Raw genomic sequence first — 16349 nt, 5'->3', positions numbered from 1 at the left:
CCCTTTCAATTATTAAACCTAAACCTAGTTCTTTTTAGCGGCAGCTTTATTTGCTTTATACCTCATATCTGCAGTTCCATCTTTTTTAGTCGGACCAGCAACCTTAGTAACTGCCTTCATTTTATTATCCTTAAAACGCATATCGGGCGTTCCATCTGCTTTTACCTTTGATGCCGTAGTAGTTGTTTTAGTCTCAACCTTTTTAGCCTCTTGTTTAGCACCAGCTTTTACTGGAGCAGTTGTGGTTTTTACTTCTTTTTTAACAACTTTTTTAGCCGGAGCTATAGTTGCAGGTGTTTGAGCAAATGCTGTAGTTAAACCAAATGCTGCGATTGCGATTAAACTCAATAATTTTTTCATGTTTTTAATTTTTTGTTTTACTCGTTTATTTGATATAAAATTGATTAATCGGGATGAAGATTTAATGAAGATAAGAAAAATTGGTGTGAGTATACTAAAGTTTAAAATTTATAGCAACATTATACCTCACCCTTACCGGATCGCCCAATACAGAGGCCGGAATCCATTTCGGGGAATACCGAAGTATCCGCATAGCTTCGTCAGATAAACTATAGTGAGGAGAAGAAATAACCTTAATTTCCTGAAGTTTGCCAGCCGCGTCTACTACAAATGAACAATATACCGTACCAGAAATTTGATTTTTGAAGGCTTCTGTGGGATACCTGATTGATCGTCCTAAAAATTGATAAAATGCAGGCATCCCTCCCGGAAACATTGGTGGATTGATGATTTTAATTTTACTGGTTGGGTTATGATTGGGATCGAAATAACTGCTATCAACTAAGTTATAACTATCATTGTACGTTTCGTCAGAGGCAATCGAACCATCTTTGTAATAAAACTTCCAATTACCAGCACGTTTACCATTTTCATAGTGTCCTTCTTCTTTGGTATTTCCCGCAGGCCAATATGAGGTGTAAGGCCCGTTCAGCTTACCCATAATGTAAACTTCAGATTCCGTTGCCCGTCCTGCGGTATCGTAGCTAACCCAGGCTCCGGTTTTATTCCCTTTAATGTAATAACCTTTTAACTTAACTTTTCCGCTGGCATAATCTGTGTAACTTCCATTTAAAACGCTAAGGGTGGAATCTTTAAACGTTTCCTTTTTAAGCATAATTAAATTATGATCGGAAGTGGTTTTTACCCAGCTTGTACTATCTCTGCGAAACACTTTATAAACGTTTACCGCTTTTTCCTTTTTTACTTCTTTACCACCAATATTAGTGTAACTGTACAAGGTATCACTCTGTTGTGCAAAAGCCACAAGCGAAATCAGATTCAAAACTAAGAACAGAATTCTTTTCATATTAATGTGCGGCCAACCAGTTATCGCCTTCGCCAATTTCGACTACAATCGGCACAGTTAATTTAATAGCATTAGCCATTTTGTCTTGAATAATAGCTTTCATAATGTCTTTCTCCGGCTTTAAAACATCAAAAACCAACTCATCATGCACCTGCATGGTCATGGTAGATTTTAGTCCCTGCGCTTTCATTTCCTGATGAATGTTTATCATGGCAATTTTTATCATATCGGCTGCAGAACCTTGTATTGGCGCATTGATGGCATTTCGTTCAGCAAAACCCCTTACGGTCTGGTTCGCAGAATTAATGTCTCGCAAATACCTTCTCCTACCCATGATGGTTTCTACAAAACCGTTTTCACGTGCAAAATTCATAGTATCGCTCATGTATCGTTTTATTCCCGGGTACTGCGCAAAATATTGTTCGATAATTTCCGCAGCTTCTTTACGCGGAATGCCTAAATTCTGCGACAACCCGAATGCAGACTGCCCGTAAATGATACCAAAGTTCACTGCCTTGGCATTTCTCCGCTGCGTACCGTCAACCTCGTCAATACCAATTCCATAAACTTTTGCTGCCGTGGCGGTGTGTATATCAATTCCCTTACTAAAAGCATCAAGCATATTTTCTTCTTTGCTAATTTCTGCAATGATCCTGAGCTCTATCTGCGAATAATCGGCCGATAAAAGAATATGATTTTCATCTCTGGCGATAAATGCTTTTCGCACTTCCCGTCCTCTTTCTGTTCTTATCGGAATATTTTGCAGGTTCGGATTATTGGAACTTAACCTTCCGGTTGCGGCAACTGCCTGATTGTAAGAGGTATGCACTCTTCCAGTTTTAGGATTTACCATCAACGGGAGTGCATCAACATAAGTAGACTTTAGCTTTTGCAGCTGGCGGAAATCTAATATATCCTGAACGATATCACTTTTGCTGGCTAAAGCAAGAAGCACATCTTCGCCGGTTTGATATTGGCCGGTTTTGGTTTTTTTTGCTTTTGGGTCTAGTTGCAACTTATCAAATAGAACCTCTCCAAGCTGCTTCGGTGAGGCCAGGTTAAACTTGATTCCGGCTTTATCATAAACGTTTTGTTCGAACTTAATGATATCGGTTTCAAGCTCTTTGGAGTAAGCCTTCAAGGTTTCGATATCAATGCGTACGCCTTCTTTTTCAATATCGGCCAAAACATAAACCAGCGGGTTTTCAATTTCTTCAGCAAGTTTAGCAGCGTTCAATTCTTTCAGTTTTGGCTCAAATATATGCGCCAACTGCAACGTAACATCCGCATCTTCGGCCGCATAATCAACCACGTCAATAACAGGAACATCACGCATGGTGCCTTGGTTTTTACCTTTCGGACCAATCAGTTTTGTGATAGAAATTGGCGAGTAACCGAGGTAATTTTCTGATAAAATATCCATTCCATGGCGGGTATCGGGGTCGATAAGGTAATGCGCCAGCATGGTATCAAACAGTTTACCTTTAACTTGTAGACCATACCATTTAAAAACTAAAATGTCGTATTTGGTATTCTGCCCTATTTTCTCAATTGCTTCATTTTCAAGTACCGGCCTAAATTCATCAACAATTGCCTGCGCCTCATCCCTATTTTCGGGAACCGGAATGTAATAGCCTTCGCCAGGTTTTATCGAAAATGACAAGCCGACCAGGTCGGCCATGTTTGCATCCGTGCCGGTAGTTTCCGTATCGAACGAAATTCTTTTCTGACTTAGTAATAATTTAATAAGCTCTGCACGTTGGGGAGCAGTTTCTATCAGTTGATAATTATGTTCGGTATTTTCGATTGTTTTTGGCGGCAGTTTTTCCGCAGGCTCCTCTTCCTCCAGCGTATTTGTATACTGAATGGTTTCGCCAGGATGATTGCCAAATAGATCAGTTTGTGTGCCTTCCTGGAATTTGGCCGTGGTAACCGAAAACTCGTCGCCAAAAACCCGCCGACCTAATGTTCTAAACTCTAATTCTGTAAAGAGCGGTTCTAATAAATCTTTACTTGGATCGCAAAGTTCGAGGCTGACTTCATCCAATTCAACCGGAACATCAAGAAGAATTGTTGCCAGTTTTTTAGAAAGCAAGCCTTGCTCTGCAAAATTTTCTACGTTTTCACGTTGCTTTCCTTTTAACTCGTGGGCATTCGCAATGATATTTTCCATCGAACCATACTGCTTTATTAAAAGCTTCGCAGTTTTTTCGCCGATGCCGGGAATGCCGGGAATGTTGTCTACAGCATCGCCCCATAAGCCTAATATATCTATAACCTGCAATACATTTTCAATTTCCCATTTGGCTAAAACCTCCTTCACGCCCAGAATTTCCATGTCGTTACCCATGCGTGCAGGTTTGTAAATAAAAATGTTTTCCGAAACCAGCTGGGCAAAATCTTTATCTGGCGTCATGCAATAAACCTGATAGCCTTTTGCTTCGGCTTTCTTGGCCAATGTTCCAATAATGTCGTCGGCTTCATAACCATCAGAAGTAATTACGGGAATATTAAAGCCTGTTATCAACTTAATCACATAAGGCATGGCTGCAGCTAAATCTTCGGGCATTGCCTGCCGGTGTGCTTTGTATGCTTCGAAAGAGGTGTGGCGTTCCGTCGGTGCTTCAGTATCAAAAACTACTGCAATATGTGTTGGTTTTTCTTTCTTTAAAACATCAAGTAATGTATTGGTAAAGCCCATTACAGCTGATGTATTGATACCTGAGGAAGTAAACCGAGGATTTTTGCTCAGTGCAAAATGCGCCCGGTACATCAGCGCCATTCCATCTAAAAGAAAGAGTTTTTTATTATTGTTATCCATTTGATTCCGCAAATTTATAAAGCCGGCAAATAAATTTGCAAGCATTGTAATTTACCAAAGTTAATAATCTGAAGAAACTAAAACGCATGAAATTTTAGGAATGATGTGCCAAAAGCATTAAAATTGCGTTATCCTAAATATTAAGTTTATCATGAGAGTTTACCTGCTGGTCTTCATTGCAATTGTATTCGGTATCGAAACCGCTTCGTGTCAGGATTTTATTGTAAAAAATAACGACGAGGTACTTCGCGGCACAATAAAAGGGACAGATTATTTTTCCGTTTTAATTAGTGCAAATGATGAAACTGACATGGTTCTACCGGCAAAAGACATTAAACATTTCTTCTGGAATGGCAACACCTATCTGAGCAAAGGTTTCGCAACAGGGAAAAATCTGGAGTACCGGTTTGTGAAAGTTCTGGCGCTTGGTAAGGTGAATTTATACGCATTTGGTGGCGAAAAACTTATGCCTGTTCAAAAGCAAAAACGAGTAAGGTTTAGTCCATCAATAGGGATTGGTGCAGGCACTGGCGGCTATAGCGGTATGGGCTTAGGCGGCGGCGTTAGCATTGGTGGCGGCCGCAACATGCCCGAGCGCCCTGCGGGTGCGCCGGTTATCCGATATTTTATTGAGAAACCAGGCGCTGGTCCGCTGCAGGAAATTCCGATTAAAGCAATAACCGACGAATCTAAAAAAGCTGAGGTTAAAACGATATTATTACAAAAACTTGGAGATAAGCCAAGTGTAAAAGAACAGGTTGAAGCGACTACAACGCTTAATACTAAAGAAGTAACCGAGCTGGTAGACGCCTACAACAAGCCAGAATTTTAGATTTAGCAAGATTGACACGAACATCAACTTGCTAGAAATTTTAATTTACAGACCGGTCGTTTCGTTCAATTCATCCCAGTATTCTACCGCTCTGCGGTAATGCGGAATTACAATGCTGCCACCAACTAGGTTGGCTATCATAAAAATTTCGTTCATTTCGTTTGTGTCAACGCCAGCTTCATGGCATTTGCCGAGGTGATATTTTATGCAATCGTCGCAACGCAAAACCATTGATGCAACAAGACCAAGCATCTCTTTTGTTTTAACATTTAAGGCCCCGTCTGCATAGGAGGTGGTATCTAAAGCAAAAAACCGCTTAATGTTTGTATTGGCGGTTTCCATTATCCTATCGTTCATTTTTTCACGATAGCCATTAAATTCTTCTACTAATTTGCCCATAATACTAATTGTTGAATGATTTTTTTACTGAATTTGAAAGCATGAATTTACGATTCTTGAATGATTTGTGAAGGCAGCTTATAAAGCGCCGCAACTTAAATTTCAAGCTCCATCGGATTCCAAAATACTTTTTTAAAATTTACAACCTTATCATTTTTTACTTCCACACCTTCCTCAGCAAGTAAGTTTTCCATAAGTGCTGGCGGATTAAAATGAAACTTTCCAGTTAATAATCCGCTACTATTTACAACCCGGTGCGCAGGCACCTTAGGGTGTGCCATACCAGCATAAAGCATCGCATGACCAACCATGCGTGATGATTTGGCTGCGCCTAAGCTTTTGGCAATAGCACCATAAGAAGTTACCCTTCCTAATGGAATAAGCCTGGCAATTTCATAAACCTGTTCGTAAAAAGTGGTATTCATTACTCGAATGAAAATTGGATGTAGTTTATGTTTTTATCGTTGAGTAAATATTTTTTTTCGTAATACGTTTTTATAGAGAGGACATCATCTACAAGCGCCGACGTGTATAAATGGTCGGTATTTTTATGAACTTTTAAACCTAATTCTTCCACTTTTTCACAGGTGTAACTGTAGAGCTGGTCGTTATCTGTTTTTAAGTTTACGCATCCGCCCGGCTTTAAAATGTGTTTGTACTTATTTAAAAAAGCTGGAAAAGTTAAGCGCTTTTTCTCCCTGCTAATTTGCGGTTGCGGATCAGGAAACGTAATCCAGATTTCATCTATTTCACCTTCCCCAAAATAATCCAGCAAATTCTCTATCTGAATTCTTAAAAAAGCAACATTGTTTATTCCATCTTCAATAGCCGTTTTTGCACCACGCCAAATTCTATTTCCTTTATAATCTACACCAATAAAGTTTTTTTCCGGAAACAAGCTGGCTAAATTAACCGAATACTCGCCCTTTCCGCAAGCAAGCTCGAGCACAACAGGATTGTTGTTTTTAAAGTTTTCTTCAGCCCATTTACCCTGCAATGGCTTTCCTTCTTCTAATTGATACACGTTTGCAAATGTTTCTATCTCTGCAAATCGCCTAAGTTTATCTTTACCCAAAAGTTTTTTTTCAGCAAAAGTAAGATTTAATTGGGTTCCGGTTAATTTTCTTGGCAGGAATTATCGCTTAGCTCGTATTTTACTTAAAAATTCTGGCGTAAAGCCCAAATAAGAAGCAAGCATATATTGTGGAATCCTTTGTACAAATTCAGGAAACAAGCTATTAAAATGGTGGTATCTTTCTTGGGCTGTAAAGCTGTACAAAAACATTATCCTTCTTTGAGATGCCTGATGGTTTTTTTGCAGGACCAGTCTGAAATACCTTTCCATTTTCGGCAACCGACTAAAAATGCGTTCATAGTCTTGCTGTTCAATCGCAATTATTTCGGTGTTTTCTGCCGCCTGTATAAAAAAATCTGAGGCATTTTGAAACAAAAAACTGGTCAAATCGGTAATCCACCAATTTTCGATAGCAAACTGAGTGGTTTGCTTAACACCTTTAATATCAATAAAATACAACCTCAAACAGCCTTTAACAACAAAGTAATTTGCCCGGCAGATTTGCCCTTGTTCTAATAGCAAAGTCTTCTTTTTTACTGAAAAAGATTTAAGTAATGGTTCCAGTATTTCATGGTCATCATTACTTAAATCTATAAATCTTTCAATATGATTAAAAAGTGGCTGATACATTGCATTGTGAAATTACGCGAAATTAAACATAATTTCAATAAGGCAATTTAGAGCGAAAAAGCTTTCAGATCTGGCTGAGCATATTCGCCCCAATCTTTCATGGCCGCAGTTAAAACCTTTTTCAAACCAGCATTATCAACAGGTTTGCCTTTTGTAGGTGGCAGCAGTTCTTTTTCAGGCACGGTTACCTCTGTTACCTTTGTAGCGAACCATGTAATGTTTTCATGTGGTAAAGCCAAACCTAAAATCATGCCCGGCAAGCCTGCAAAAGATTCTGGCCCACCTGAAACTGCAATTTGATTGCTATAATAAGCCACAACATAAACAGAATCCATTATAATTGCGTTTGCCCTGCGGCATTCGTAACCGGCAATATCTCTGGTTTCATCGGTAATTTTCCAGTTAATTTTTCGGATACTATCCTTAACTAAATAAGTTGCCTCATAAACGCTTTTCTGTGTTATACTCGTTTCAGTTTTAAAATCGGTTGCGATAATGTTTTTTAAATCGGCAATCGGATTGCTGTTTAGCCAGTTGTTATTTGCAGGAACAGATTCTTCTTCGAATTTATACAAGCCCTTGTCGCTATTAAATTTTAAAGTGCTTTTTGCAGATTTAAACTGAGGGTTATTTTTCTTATAAGCGTCAAAAGCTTGCTGCATGTAAGTTTCGTTGCGGGTATTTATCCGCTTCTTGATAAGCGCATACATGTTCGATCTTTTTTCGAATTCGATAATGCCATTTTTTACGAAATGTACATTTTGTGCGAAGCAATGATTAGTTATAAAAATTATTGTACAAAAGATTATAAGTTTTAACGTCTTTTTCATGGTTTTTAGTTTTGAGGTTTAACGCCGCCGCCCATTTTACTGAAATCCCAGCTAACTGAGAACATAAAATATCGTCTGATAGTTGTGTACGTGCTTTGAGTAATGTTGCCGTTAGAGGCCGAGCGATTGAAGCCCTGATTTTGATTCAGTAAATCAAATCCTGTAATGGATGTTTTTAAATTTTGAGATTTGAAGAACTTTTTACTAACCGTTGCATTCCATAAAAACTGGGTAAAAGATTCATTAAAGGCCTGAGTTTTGCCCCTGTAAGTATACTGGCCGTCTGTAGATATTTCGAACTTGCCTGGTAATTGAACATTGCCCGAAAAATAACCCATAGCGCCCCAGCCGTTGCTGTTAAATGCCCGCTGTACAGATGCTTCTGTAGTGGTATAACTTGGCCCAAAGTATGCGTAAAAGTTGTACTGCTTTTCCTTATATTTTGAGATGTTCAGCGTTGGGTTATAAGTCATATTTTTTGTTTCATTTAAAACACTATTTATGTAATTATAAGAAGTGTTGCCATTCATATTAAAGCCGAGTCCGGTTTGTAAATCAATGCCCTTAATCTTTCTGCTGATGCTTGAATAAACACTGAAGTTTGACGGCGTTTTGCCAGACAAGTTTACAGCCCTGTAAGTGCTTTTACCCGCAGCATCGGTATTAACATCGCTCACTATTGGATTTGATGTAAAACTGTAGAAGCCACTAACGTAAATGGATTGACTGCTTAGCACTTTGTAAGAATTATAACTCGCATTAAAGTTGCTTCTAAACGATGGCCTCAAATCCGGATTACCAAGCGTAATATTTAAAGGATCTGTATTTACTCTTATGGGTTGAATCTGATCTAATGACGGTTGGTTTGTACTTCCGTTGTAATTAAACCTAAAAGATTTTTGCTGAGAAAAATTATATTGATACATGGCTTGTGGCATGTAATTCACGAAATTGCGGTTGTAGGTTTTATTGTTGTATAAATCTTCCTGCTTAAAGTCTACATCGCTAAATTTAGAGCCAATATTAACAACGGTTTTACCTTTTTTATAGTTAAAAGTTGCGCCTCCCTGGTTAATAACCTGATCTAACTGATAATCATTACTAAACTGCGTATCGAAAATATTGTATCTGCCGGGTACCGATTGATTAAAAGATTGCCTGTCTGACCGGCCATTAATTAAATTAAGACCGTAATTTAAAACAAGCGTTAGCGTTTTAGAAATAGGTTCTGTATAAGCCAGATTCGATTTAAAAACATTATTGGTAATGTTGTTTACCTTATACTGATCTACATTTACCGTACTATCGGCACTTCCTGTAGTATTGAAAAAACTATTCTTAGAATTAAGGTACCCTTCCGTTTTGCTGTCGGTAACCGATTGACTTAAATTAAGTGACAATGTGCGACCTTTTTTCTTTAACCTTTTGGTTAAAAAAGCATTAATATTGAAAATCTTATCGTCGCCATCATTTGTTAACGTTCTGGCGCTGGTGTTTAGTAAACTGTTATCTCCGCGTGTGCTTAATGTCGAATAATCCTGAAAAGTTGTACTATGCTTTAAGGTTCCGTCAACGTTTACCTTTAAAGTTAAGGTCGAATCGAGTTTAATTTCATACATGGCATCTAATTTCTGCCTGAACGCATCATTGTCAAAATTTTGATTAGAGGTATTATTGATGATGCCTGTAGAGAGGTTATTTTGGCTAATGGTATTTCTATCACCAGATACCCTTAAAGAGCCGATTTTGTAATTTGTATTTAAGGTTTCTTTATCGTTATTCCATTTATTATCGAAGTGGAGGCCACCAGTTCTGGCAACCGGAATACCCTGTCCGCTATATTGCCCGCCCCACGAATCGAAGTCGTCTCCACCGCTGGTGAAATAAATCCCCCCGTCATCGCTAACGGTTGCGCCACCAGATGAGCCATATTTCTGACTATCTTCCCAGCCTAAACCAACCTGGCCGTTGTTGCCTAAAATGCCGTAGGCAGAGAATTTCTTTTTACCCGCAAACTTATTAAACATAACCTGGCCCTGATAAAAATCGTCGGTACCTACGCCGGCCAGAACCTTACCGAAATAACCATTTTTAGCATTTTCTTTCAGCTTTATGTTCAGGGTTTTGGTTTTTTCTCCGTCATCTACTCCGGTAAAAGTCGCCTGGTCGCTCTTTTTGTCATAAAGTTGAACTTTATCTACCATATCTGCCCTGATATTCTTCGTAACCAGGGTTGGGTCATCGCCAAAAAACTCTTCGCCGTCAACCAAAACTTTAACATTCTTTTGGCCCTGGGCTGTAATTTTTCCGTCCTTATCAACCTCTATCCCCGGAAACTGCTTAATTAAATCTTCGACCTTTGAGTTCGGTTCTATACTATAGGCCTGCGGATCGAATTCGGTTGTATCGCCTTTAATTTTTATTGCAGAGCGGTTACCTTTAATTAACACATCTGCTAAAATTTGGGCCTTTCCTGTGAGGTTGATTTTTCCATAATCGATGTCTTTTTTAGATGAATCGAGCGTAAAGTGATCCACAAAATCAGCGTATTTCGGATAAGATACTAACAAGATATACTTCCCGTTTCGGATATTGCCCAGTTCGAATGAGCCATTTTCCAAAGCCCTCGTAAACTTTACCATGGTAGAGTCTTTTGCGTTTAGCAGGGAAACAGAGGTATTCCCTAAAATTGTTGTTGAGGCCGTATCGATAACGCGTCCTTTAATTGTGTGTAAACTTTGTGCTTCAGCAGATAAAATATAAAAAACCAGAAAGCACATCGAGAGTAATAATCGTTTCATAGATGTTAGTTTATCTGACTAAGATAAAACTAATATTTTAGTTTAAACACGCATTAACAAAATTTAACAGATTTGTTATGTTGGTTTAACATCTACATAATCCCTTTGCTAATTAACCAGGCAAACAGGTGCTGTTTGGTATAGATATTACGGGCGTTCGTCTATAATTACTGGTTAATGGTATAATACACCGGTATTGGCTGAAACGTTTTGTAAATGTTGTCGTCTTATATTCAAAACAACCTAATTATCAAGGTTAAAGAAAAAAGATTCACAACATAAAAATATTAAAATCATGAAAAATTCTATTAAAAACTTATTCGTTGCCTCTTTAACAATAGTTGCTTTAAGCAGCGCAACAACATCAGCATCAGCCACAGAAAATAATGCAAGCTATACCGCTTTGACACAAGTAAAAAACATCACAAAAATTGCAGTGAGCGGAAATGTAAAACTGATTCTCATTCAGGATGAGAAAGAAAGTATCGAAGTTTTCGATAAATATTATGAGCACAATGCATTGGTGCAGCAACAAGGTTCAGAGCTACGCATCAGTTCTTTCAGCAAAGATGTTTTAACTGTAATTGCGCATGTTAACAATATTTCATCCATAGAAGCCTCGAACACATCATCAGTTGCGACCGCTGGAAAATTCAATTTATTAGACCTTAAAGTAGTTCTAAGAGATAGTGCATCGGCAAGTATTAATGCAAATACAGTTAATTTAATCACAACAATTAACGATGGAACAAATTTGAATTTAGAAGGAACGACAGAAAACCACGTTGCGGTTCTGGGTAACGAAGCTAAGTTGAAAATGGATGAGTTTGCTTCAGAAAATACGAACATAAGCATTGCAAGAACAGCAGATTATGCCCGTAACTTATCTCGCTACGAAGATTTAAAAATCGACTTATTAGAAAAACTTTTCTAATAATCTACATACATAGTTTAGTTTTAGTTAATGATGACGGTGAAGGAGCGATTCCTTCACCGTTTTTTGCATGGTAAACAATTCGTTATTAGTTCAAGAATAATTACAGGTGCAACCTACAAATCGAACTTTATACCTTGAGCCAGTGGCAATGTATGCGAATAGTTGATGGTGTTGGTTTGTCTGCGCATATAAGCTCTCCAGGCATCAGAACCACTTTCTCTGCCACCACCAGTTTCTTTTTCACCACCAAAAGCGCCACCAATTTCTGCGCCAGAGGTGCCAATGTTCACGTTTGCTATCCCGCAATCAGAACCCTGATTTGATAAAAACTGTTCTGCCTCACGCAGATTTAGTGTCATAATTGCGGAGGATAGTCCTTGTGGAACGCCGTTTTGTAAAGCGATTGCTTCATCAAGGGTTTTATATTTTATCAAGTATAAAATCGGTGCAAATGTTTCATGCTGAACGATTTTGAAATTATTTTCTACTTCGGCAATACATGGTTTAACATAGCAACCACTTTTATAATTTTCACCTTGTAAAACACCTCCCTCAACAACAAAATTTCCACCTTCGGCTTTACACTTTTCAATCGAACTAAGGTAAGCAGCAACTGCGCCCTTGTCTATCAAAGGACCAACATGATTATTCTGATCCAGTGGGTCGCCGATTCTCAACTGCCCGTAAGCTTTAATCAGTTTAGCCTGAAAAGAATCATATACACTTTCGTGAATTATTAATCTGCGGGTAGAAGTACATCGCTGTCCGGCGGTACCAACGGCGCCAAAAACTGCGCCTATTAAGCTCATGTCTAAATCTGCATGTTCAGAGATTATGATTGCATTGTTGCCTCCCAATTCAAGTAAGCTTTTGCCTAAACGTGCACCAACAGCTGCACCAACAGCTTTGCCCATTCTCGTAGATCCTGTTGCCGATATTAGCGGTATCCGGCTATCATTAGTCATTAGTTCGCCAATCGTGCTGTTTCCGATTATCAGGTTAGATACACCCTCAGGGATATCATTTGTTGCTAAAACTCCGGCTATAATTTTTTGACAGGCGATTCCGGTTAAAGGCGTTTTTTCTGATGGTTTCCAGACGCACACATTTCCGCAAACCAATGCCAATGCTGCATTCCAACTCCAAACGGCAACGGGAAAATTGAAAGCCGATATAATGCCAACAATTCCGAGCGGGTGCCATTGTTCGTACATGCGGTGACTTGGGCGCTCGCTGTGCATGGTTAGCCCATACAGTTGTCGGGATAAGCCAACAGCGAAATCGCAGATGTCAATCATCTCCTGTACTTCACCAAAACCTTCCTGCAGACTCTTGCCCATTTCATACGAAACCAATGTGCCCAATGCTTCCTTATTACTGCGCAGCGCATCGCCCAGCTGCCTAACAATTTCGCCTCTCTTTGGTGATGGTACCGTTCTCCAGAAAATAAAAGCCTCATGTGCTTTTTCAACAACAGAATTATAATCGGCCGCACTGGTTACTTTCACCGTTGCTATCTTGCTTCCATCAACCGGAGAAAAGCTCTCGATAACCTCGCCATTTGCAGTGCCACCCCATTCACTTCCGGTGCTAAAAGCCGGATTAACACGGTCAATTCCTAATGTCTTTAATATCGATTGAATATCTGTTTTCATACTATATTTACACGTTAAATTTCCATCTACTTCAATTTCAAAGCTAAGATTTACATTGGTCTTTTCTTCTGGTATCGATAATATAAACGATTTGCCAACCTTTATCGCCCTTAACAAGCTGAAAAGAATTCACGCCGCAGTGACTAAATTTTTCATCGACATAAAATTTGTAATCCGTCCACACGCTCGCCAGCGGTCCATCTATCAATATCTTTGTAAAAACAATCCTTTCATCATATTTCTGGCTGTGCGGCGTACCAATAAACTTTAGAAATTCGCTAACGGGCTCCGCTTTTACGAAGTTTTTACCATCTTTACTAACAATGGTTTGCAAAATACTTTTTGTTGCAAATGCCGAAGCAGCTAATGTGCTGTCGCCATTTTTCATCCCCAGAAAAAGATTATTTACAGCCTGTTTAACAGCATCTTCATCCCTGTTTTGCGCCATAACTGTTTTACTAAAAAATGCACATACCAGCGCCAAAATGACTACTTTTTTCATGACTCATGTATTACGGTTGTTAATATAAATTTATGTTATTTTTGTAGAAGAAGGGAAAAGGAACTGCGCCGAAGCGTAATATTTTTGATTATTCACACATAGATACTCAATCGATAGCGTTTATTTTCAGCGATTTACATCGAAATAAACAATCAATGTTAATAATTATTTTTTAACCACATTGGTAAATATTGTAAACTTATAATGTGTTTTTCTGCTAAATGGCACGGTTCTTTAATAGTATAACGATATGGAAGAAGAATTCTTTTTTGAATCCAATGAAGATGCTCAACGCTCAGTAGAACGTTACGAAGAAATGATCCGGAATAAGGACCAGTATTTTTTCGATGCAGGCGCTTTTGAATACATTGTTGATTTTTACATCGAAAAAAATGACCCGGTAAAAGCCTTACAGGTAGTTGATTATGCAGTTAGTCAACACCCTTATGCCACCGTTTTTTTAATTAAACAAGCGCATTTATTTATTTTAACAAATAACAACGAACTTGCATTTTTAGCGCTGCAAAAGGCCGAACTTTTAGAACCATCAGAGCCTGATATTTACCTGCTTCGTGGCAACATTTATCAAAATACCGAACGGTTTAGTGAAGCTTTGGAGAATTATGAGAAAGCCCTGGGCCTGGCAGAGAGTACCGATGAAATTCTTTTGCAGATAGCATACGTTTACCAAAGCATGTCTGACTACGAGAGTGCCATTACTTATATAAAAATGAGTTTGGAGCAAAACATGGAGAACCAGGACGGGCTATACGAACTGGCTTTTTGTTATGATGTTTTAGATAAGCAGGAAGAAAGCATCAAATTTTATCAACAATACATTGATACCGATCCATATTCTTACGCTGCGTGGTACAACTTAGGCAACAGTTTCCATAAGCTTAATTTATTTGAAAAAGCAATTGATGCTTATGATTACGCCATCTTAATTAAGGAAGATTTTAGCTCTGCCTATTTTAACAAAGGTAATGCCCTGGTTCAGTTAGATAAATATGATGAGGCGATAGAGGTTTATAAACAGACTTTTGAGTACGAACAGCCTAATGCCGATACTTATTGTGCAATTGGCGAGTGCTACGAAAAGTTAGAAAAAATGGATGAGGCCCGTTCTTATTACAAAAAATCGGTAAAGATGGATCCGAAAATGGCCGATGCCTGGTTCGGAATTGGTGTTACCTTAAACCATGAAGAACGTTACTTCGAATCGTTACATTTTTATAAAAAGGCAATCGATTTAGAAGGTGAGAATCCTGATTTTTGGTTTGCAATGGCCGATGCGCATTATAAGCTCAATCAAATAGAAGAATCTATAACTGCTTATGAGAAAGTTTTGGAGTATAACCCGCTTGATATAGAAGCCTGGCTGGATTTTAGCACTGTGCTTTACGAGCAGGGAAAACTTTTGGAGGCATCGGAAACGATGGCCGAAGCAATAAAAAATAATCCGGAAGCTGCCGAGCTTTATTACAGAATGGTTGCTTATTTATTTGCCCTTGGCAGCTACGCAGATGCCCTTGGGTATTTGGAAACGGCTTTAACAACCGACCCTGATAAACATTATATCTTGTTTGAATACCTTCCACAATTGCAGGATAACAGCGCCATTATTAATGTCATAAACCGATATATCAGGTAAAAGCCTTGTGAGAAAAATTTAACAAATAAATCTCAAATTTTTTTTCACTTTTGTACCCATATGAATTACCCATTATTAAACGTTCCCGAACGTCCGGCTAAACCACGCCAAAAAGGCTATACAATGGTTATGGATAAGGGATTAAGCCTTCGCCAGGTGGAAGATTTTATTGAAGTTGCCGGCGTATACACAGACATCGTAAAATTAGGTTGGGCAACATCACATGTTACACCAAACCTTAAAGAAAAATTAGCTTTATATAAAAGTGCGGGCATTCCAACATATTTTGGCGGAACATTGTTCGAAGCATTCATTATCCGCAATCAGTTTGACGATTACCAGCGTGTTTTAGACCAATATGGAATGGAGTATGCAGAAGTATCTGATGGCTCCATTGAAATTGAACACGATTTAAAATGCGAGTTTATCAGTAAACTTTCCAAGCAGGTAACCGTAATTTCGGAGGTTGGAAGTAAAGATGCAGCCAAAATTTTTGCCCCATACAAATGGATTAAATTAATGAAAGCTGAAATGGAAGCTGGCTCGTGGAAGGTTATTGCCGAAGCTCGAGAGGGTGGAAATGTTGGAATTTACCGAGGCAGCGGAGAAGTTAGAGAAGGCTTGGTTGATGAAATTTTAACGCAAATTCCAGAAGAAAGTATTATCTGGGAAGCGCCACAAAAAGAACAGCAGGTTTGGTTTATTAAATTAATCGGCACAAATGTTAACCTGGGTAACATTGCCCCCGCAGAAGTTATTCCTTTGGAAACAATTCGTTTAGGATTACGTGGAGACACATTTGATCATTTCCTGAACTTAGCAAAATAATCAAAAACTCGTTATCGCGAAGCACAAAGCAATCTCTAAATCCCTTTGAAAAGATTTC

15 protein-coding genes are annotated in these 16349 nt (G+C 38.6%); 4 read left to right on the top strand and 11 right to left on the bottom strand.

Going from position 1 to position 16349, the window contains the following annotated elements:
- Positions 1 to 24 precede the first annotated feature (24 nt).
- From AC0IWT_RS17670 to polA, 3 genes are all read right to left on the bottom strand, one after another.
- The gene (locus AC0IWT_RS17670; protein WP_471798160.1) at positions 25 to 360 is read right to left on the bottom strand and encodes a hypothetical protein; all 336 of its coding nucleotides are present in this window, start codon (positions 358 to 360) and stop codon (positions 25 to 27) included.
- Positions 361 to 454: 94 nt separating this feature from the next.
- Entirely contained in the window at positions 455 to 1327 is an 873-nt protein-coding gene (locus AC0IWT_RS17665) for a TonB family protein (protein ID WP_471798159.1), read from the bottom strand.
- Between the two features lies 1 nt (position 1328).
- On the bottom strand, positions 1329 to 4148 hold the full coding sequence (gene polA, locus AC0IWT_RS17660; RefSeq protein ID WP_471798158.1) for a DNA polymerase I: 2820 nt from the start codon (positions 4146 to 4148) through the stop codon (positions 1329 to 1331).
- 151 nt (positions 4149 to 4299) lie between these two features.
- Here polA and AC0IWT_RS17655 point away from each other — a divergent pair, with 151 nt between their 5' ends.
- The gene (locus AC0IWT_RS17655) at positions 4300 to 4980 is read left to right on the top strand and encodes a hypothetical protein (protein ID WP_471798157.1); all 681 of its coding nucleotides are present in this window, start codon (positions 4300 to 4302) and stop codon (positions 4978 to 4980) included.
- Positions 4981 to 5025: 45 nt separating this feature from the next.
- On the opposite strand, the gene AC0IWT_RS17650 is transcribed toward AC0IWT_RS17655, so the two are convergent.
- From AC0IWT_RS17650 to AC0IWT_RS17625, 6 genes are all read right to left on the bottom strand, one after another.
- Positions 5026 to 5379: a carboxymuconolactone decarboxylase family protein gene (locus AC0IWT_RS17650; RefSeq protein ID WP_056872684.1), complete on the bottom strand. Its 354-nt coding sequence runs from the start codon at positions 5377 to 5379 to the stop codon at positions 5026 to 5028.
- 95 nt (positions 5380 to 5474) lie between these two features.
- Positions 5475 to 5804: an MGMT family protein gene (locus AC0IWT_RS17645; protein WP_471798156.1), complete on the bottom strand. Its 330-nt coding sequence runs from the start codon at positions 5802 to 5804 to the stop codon at positions 5475 to 5477.
- A complete protein-coding gene (trmB, locus tag AC0IWT_RS17640) occupies positions 5804 to 6454 on the bottom strand; it encodes a tRNA (guanosine(46)-N7)-methyltransferase TrmB (protein ID WP_056872686.1) in 651 nt (216 codons plus the stop codon). Before trmB ends, AC0IWT_RS17645 begins: the two co-directional genes overlap by 1 nt.
- Positions 6455 to 6514: 60 nt before the next feature.
- Positions 6515 to 7084: a Crp/Fnr family transcriptional regulator gene (locus AC0IWT_RS17635; protein ID WP_471798155.1), complete on the bottom strand. Its 570-nt coding sequence runs from the start codon at positions 7082 to 7084 to the stop codon at positions 6515 to 6517.
- A gap of 47 nt (positions 7085 to 7131) precedes the next feature.
- Positions 7132 to 7914, bottom strand: a complete 783-nt coding sequence (locus tag AC0IWT_RS17630) for a GLPGLI family protein (protein ID WP_471798154.1) — start codon at positions 7912 to 7914, stop codon at positions 7132 to 7134.
- Between the two features lie 5 nt (positions 7915 to 7919).
- On the bottom strand, positions 7920 to 10715 hold the full coding sequence (locus tag AC0IWT_RS17625) for an outer membrane beta-barrel family protein (protein ID WP_471798153.1): 2796 nt from the start codon (positions 10713 to 10715) through the stop codon (positions 7920 to 7922).
- Positions 10716 to 11010: 295 nt separating this feature from the next.
- On the opposite strand from AC0IWT_RS17625, the gene AC0IWT_RS17620 reads away from it, so the two are divergent.
- Positions 11011 to 11649: a GIN domain-containing protein gene (locus AC0IWT_RS17620; RefSeq protein WP_471798152.1), complete on the top strand. Its 639-nt coding sequence runs from the start codon at positions 11011 to 11013 to the stop codon at positions 11647 to 11649.
- A 116-nt stretch (positions 11650 to 11765) separates the two neighbouring features.
- Here the strand turns inward: AC0IWT_RS17620 and amaB are convergent, their stop codons facing one another.
- Together amaB and AC0IWT_RS17610 are read right to left on the bottom strand one after the other, a co-directional pair.
- Entirely contained in the window at positions 11766 to 13307 is a 1542-nt protein-coding gene (amaB, locus tag AC0IWT_RS17615) for an L-piperidine-6-carboxylate dehydrogenase (protein ID WP_471798151.1), read from the bottom strand.
- A gap of 43 nt (positions 13308 to 13350) precedes the next feature.
- The gene (locus AC0IWT_RS17610) at positions 13351 to 13809 is read right to left on the bottom strand and encodes a nuclear transport factor 2 family protein (protein WP_471798150.1); all 459 of its coding nucleotides are present in this window, start codon (positions 13807 to 13809) and stop codon (positions 13351 to 13353) included.
- 250 nt (positions 13810 to 14059) lie between these two features.
- Here AC0IWT_RS17610 and AC0IWT_RS17605 point away from each other — a divergent pair, with 250 nt between their 5' ends.
- The gene (locus AC0IWT_RS17605) at positions 14060 to 15463 is read left to right on the top strand and encodes a tetratricopeptide repeat protein (protein WP_471798149.1); all 1404 of its coding nucleotides are present in this window, start codon (positions 14060 to 14062) and stop codon (positions 15461 to 15463) included.
- A 60-nt stretch (positions 15464 to 15523) separates the two neighbouring features.
- Positions 15524 to 16291: a phosphosulfolactate synthase gene (locus AC0IWT_RS17600; RefSeq protein WP_056872694.1), complete on the top strand. Its 768-nt coding sequence runs from the start codon at positions 15524 to 15526 to the stop codon at positions 16289 to 16291.
- The last annotated feature ends 58 nt before the right edge of the window (positions 16292 to 16349 follow it).

Source organism: Pedobacter sp. AC464 (genome assembly GCF_979253075.1).
Note: the sequence above shows the minus strand (reverse complement) of the source record. Positions and strands in the feature narration are given on the sequence as shown.

Bases quoted from the DNA above. Each gene is read 5' to 3' on its own strand.
- AC0IWT_RS17670 (WP_471798160.1), bottom strand. From the start codon at position 360: ATGAAAAAATTATTGAGTTTAATCGCAATCGCAGCATTTGGTTTAACT.
- AC0IWT_RS17665 (WP_471798159.1), bottom strand. From the start codon at position 1,327: ATGAAAAGAATTCTGTTCTTAGTTTTGAATCTGATTTCGCTTGTGGCT.
- polA (WP_471798158.1), bottom strand. From the start codon at position 4,148: ATGGATAACAATAATAAAAAACTCTTTCTTTTAGATGGAATGGCGCTG.
- AC0IWT_RS17655 (WP_471798157.1), top strand. From the start codon at position 4,300: ATGAGAGTTTACCTGCTGGTCTTCATTGCAATTGTATTCGGTATCGAA.
- AC0IWT_RS17650 (WP_056872684.1), bottom strand. From the start codon at position 5,379: ATGGGCAAATTAGTAGAAGAATTTAATGGCTATCGTGAAAAAATGAAC.
- AC0IWT_RS17645 (WP_471798156.1), bottom strand. From the start codon at position 5,804: ATGAATACCACTTTTTACGAACAGGTTTATGAAATTGCCAGGCTTATT.
- AC0IWT_RS17635 (WP_471798155.1), bottom strand. From the start codon at position 7,084: ATGTATCAGCCACTTTTTAATCATATTGAAAGATTTATAGATTTAAGT.
- AC0IWT_RS17630 (WP_471798154.1), bottom strand. From the start codon at position 7,914: ATGAAAAAGACGTTAAAACTTATAATCTTTTGTACAATAATTTTTATA.
- AC0IWT_RS17625 (WP_471798153.1), bottom strand. From the start codon at position 10,715: ATGAAACGATTATTACTCTCGATGTGCTTTCTGGTTTTTTATATTTTA.
- AC0IWT_RS17620 (WP_471798152.1), top strand. From the start codon at position 11,011: ATGAAAAATTCTATTAAAAACTTATTCGTTGCCTCTTTAACAATAGTT.
- amaB (WP_471798151.1), bottom strand. From the start codon at position 13,307: ATGAAAACAGATATTCAATCGATATTAAAGACATTAGGAATTGACCGT.
- AC0IWT_RS17610 (WP_471798150.1), bottom strand. From the start codon at position 13,809: ATGAAAAAAGTAGTCATTTTGGCGCTGGTATGTGCATTTTTTAGTAAA.
- AC0IWT_RS17605 (WP_471798149.1), top strand. From the start codon at position 14,060: ATGGAAGAAGAATTCTTTTTTGAATCCAATGAAGATGCTCAACGCTCA.
- AC0IWT_RS17600 (WP_056872694.1), top strand. From the start codon at position 15,524: ATGAATTACCCATTATTAAACGTTCCCGAACGTCCGGCTAAACCACGC.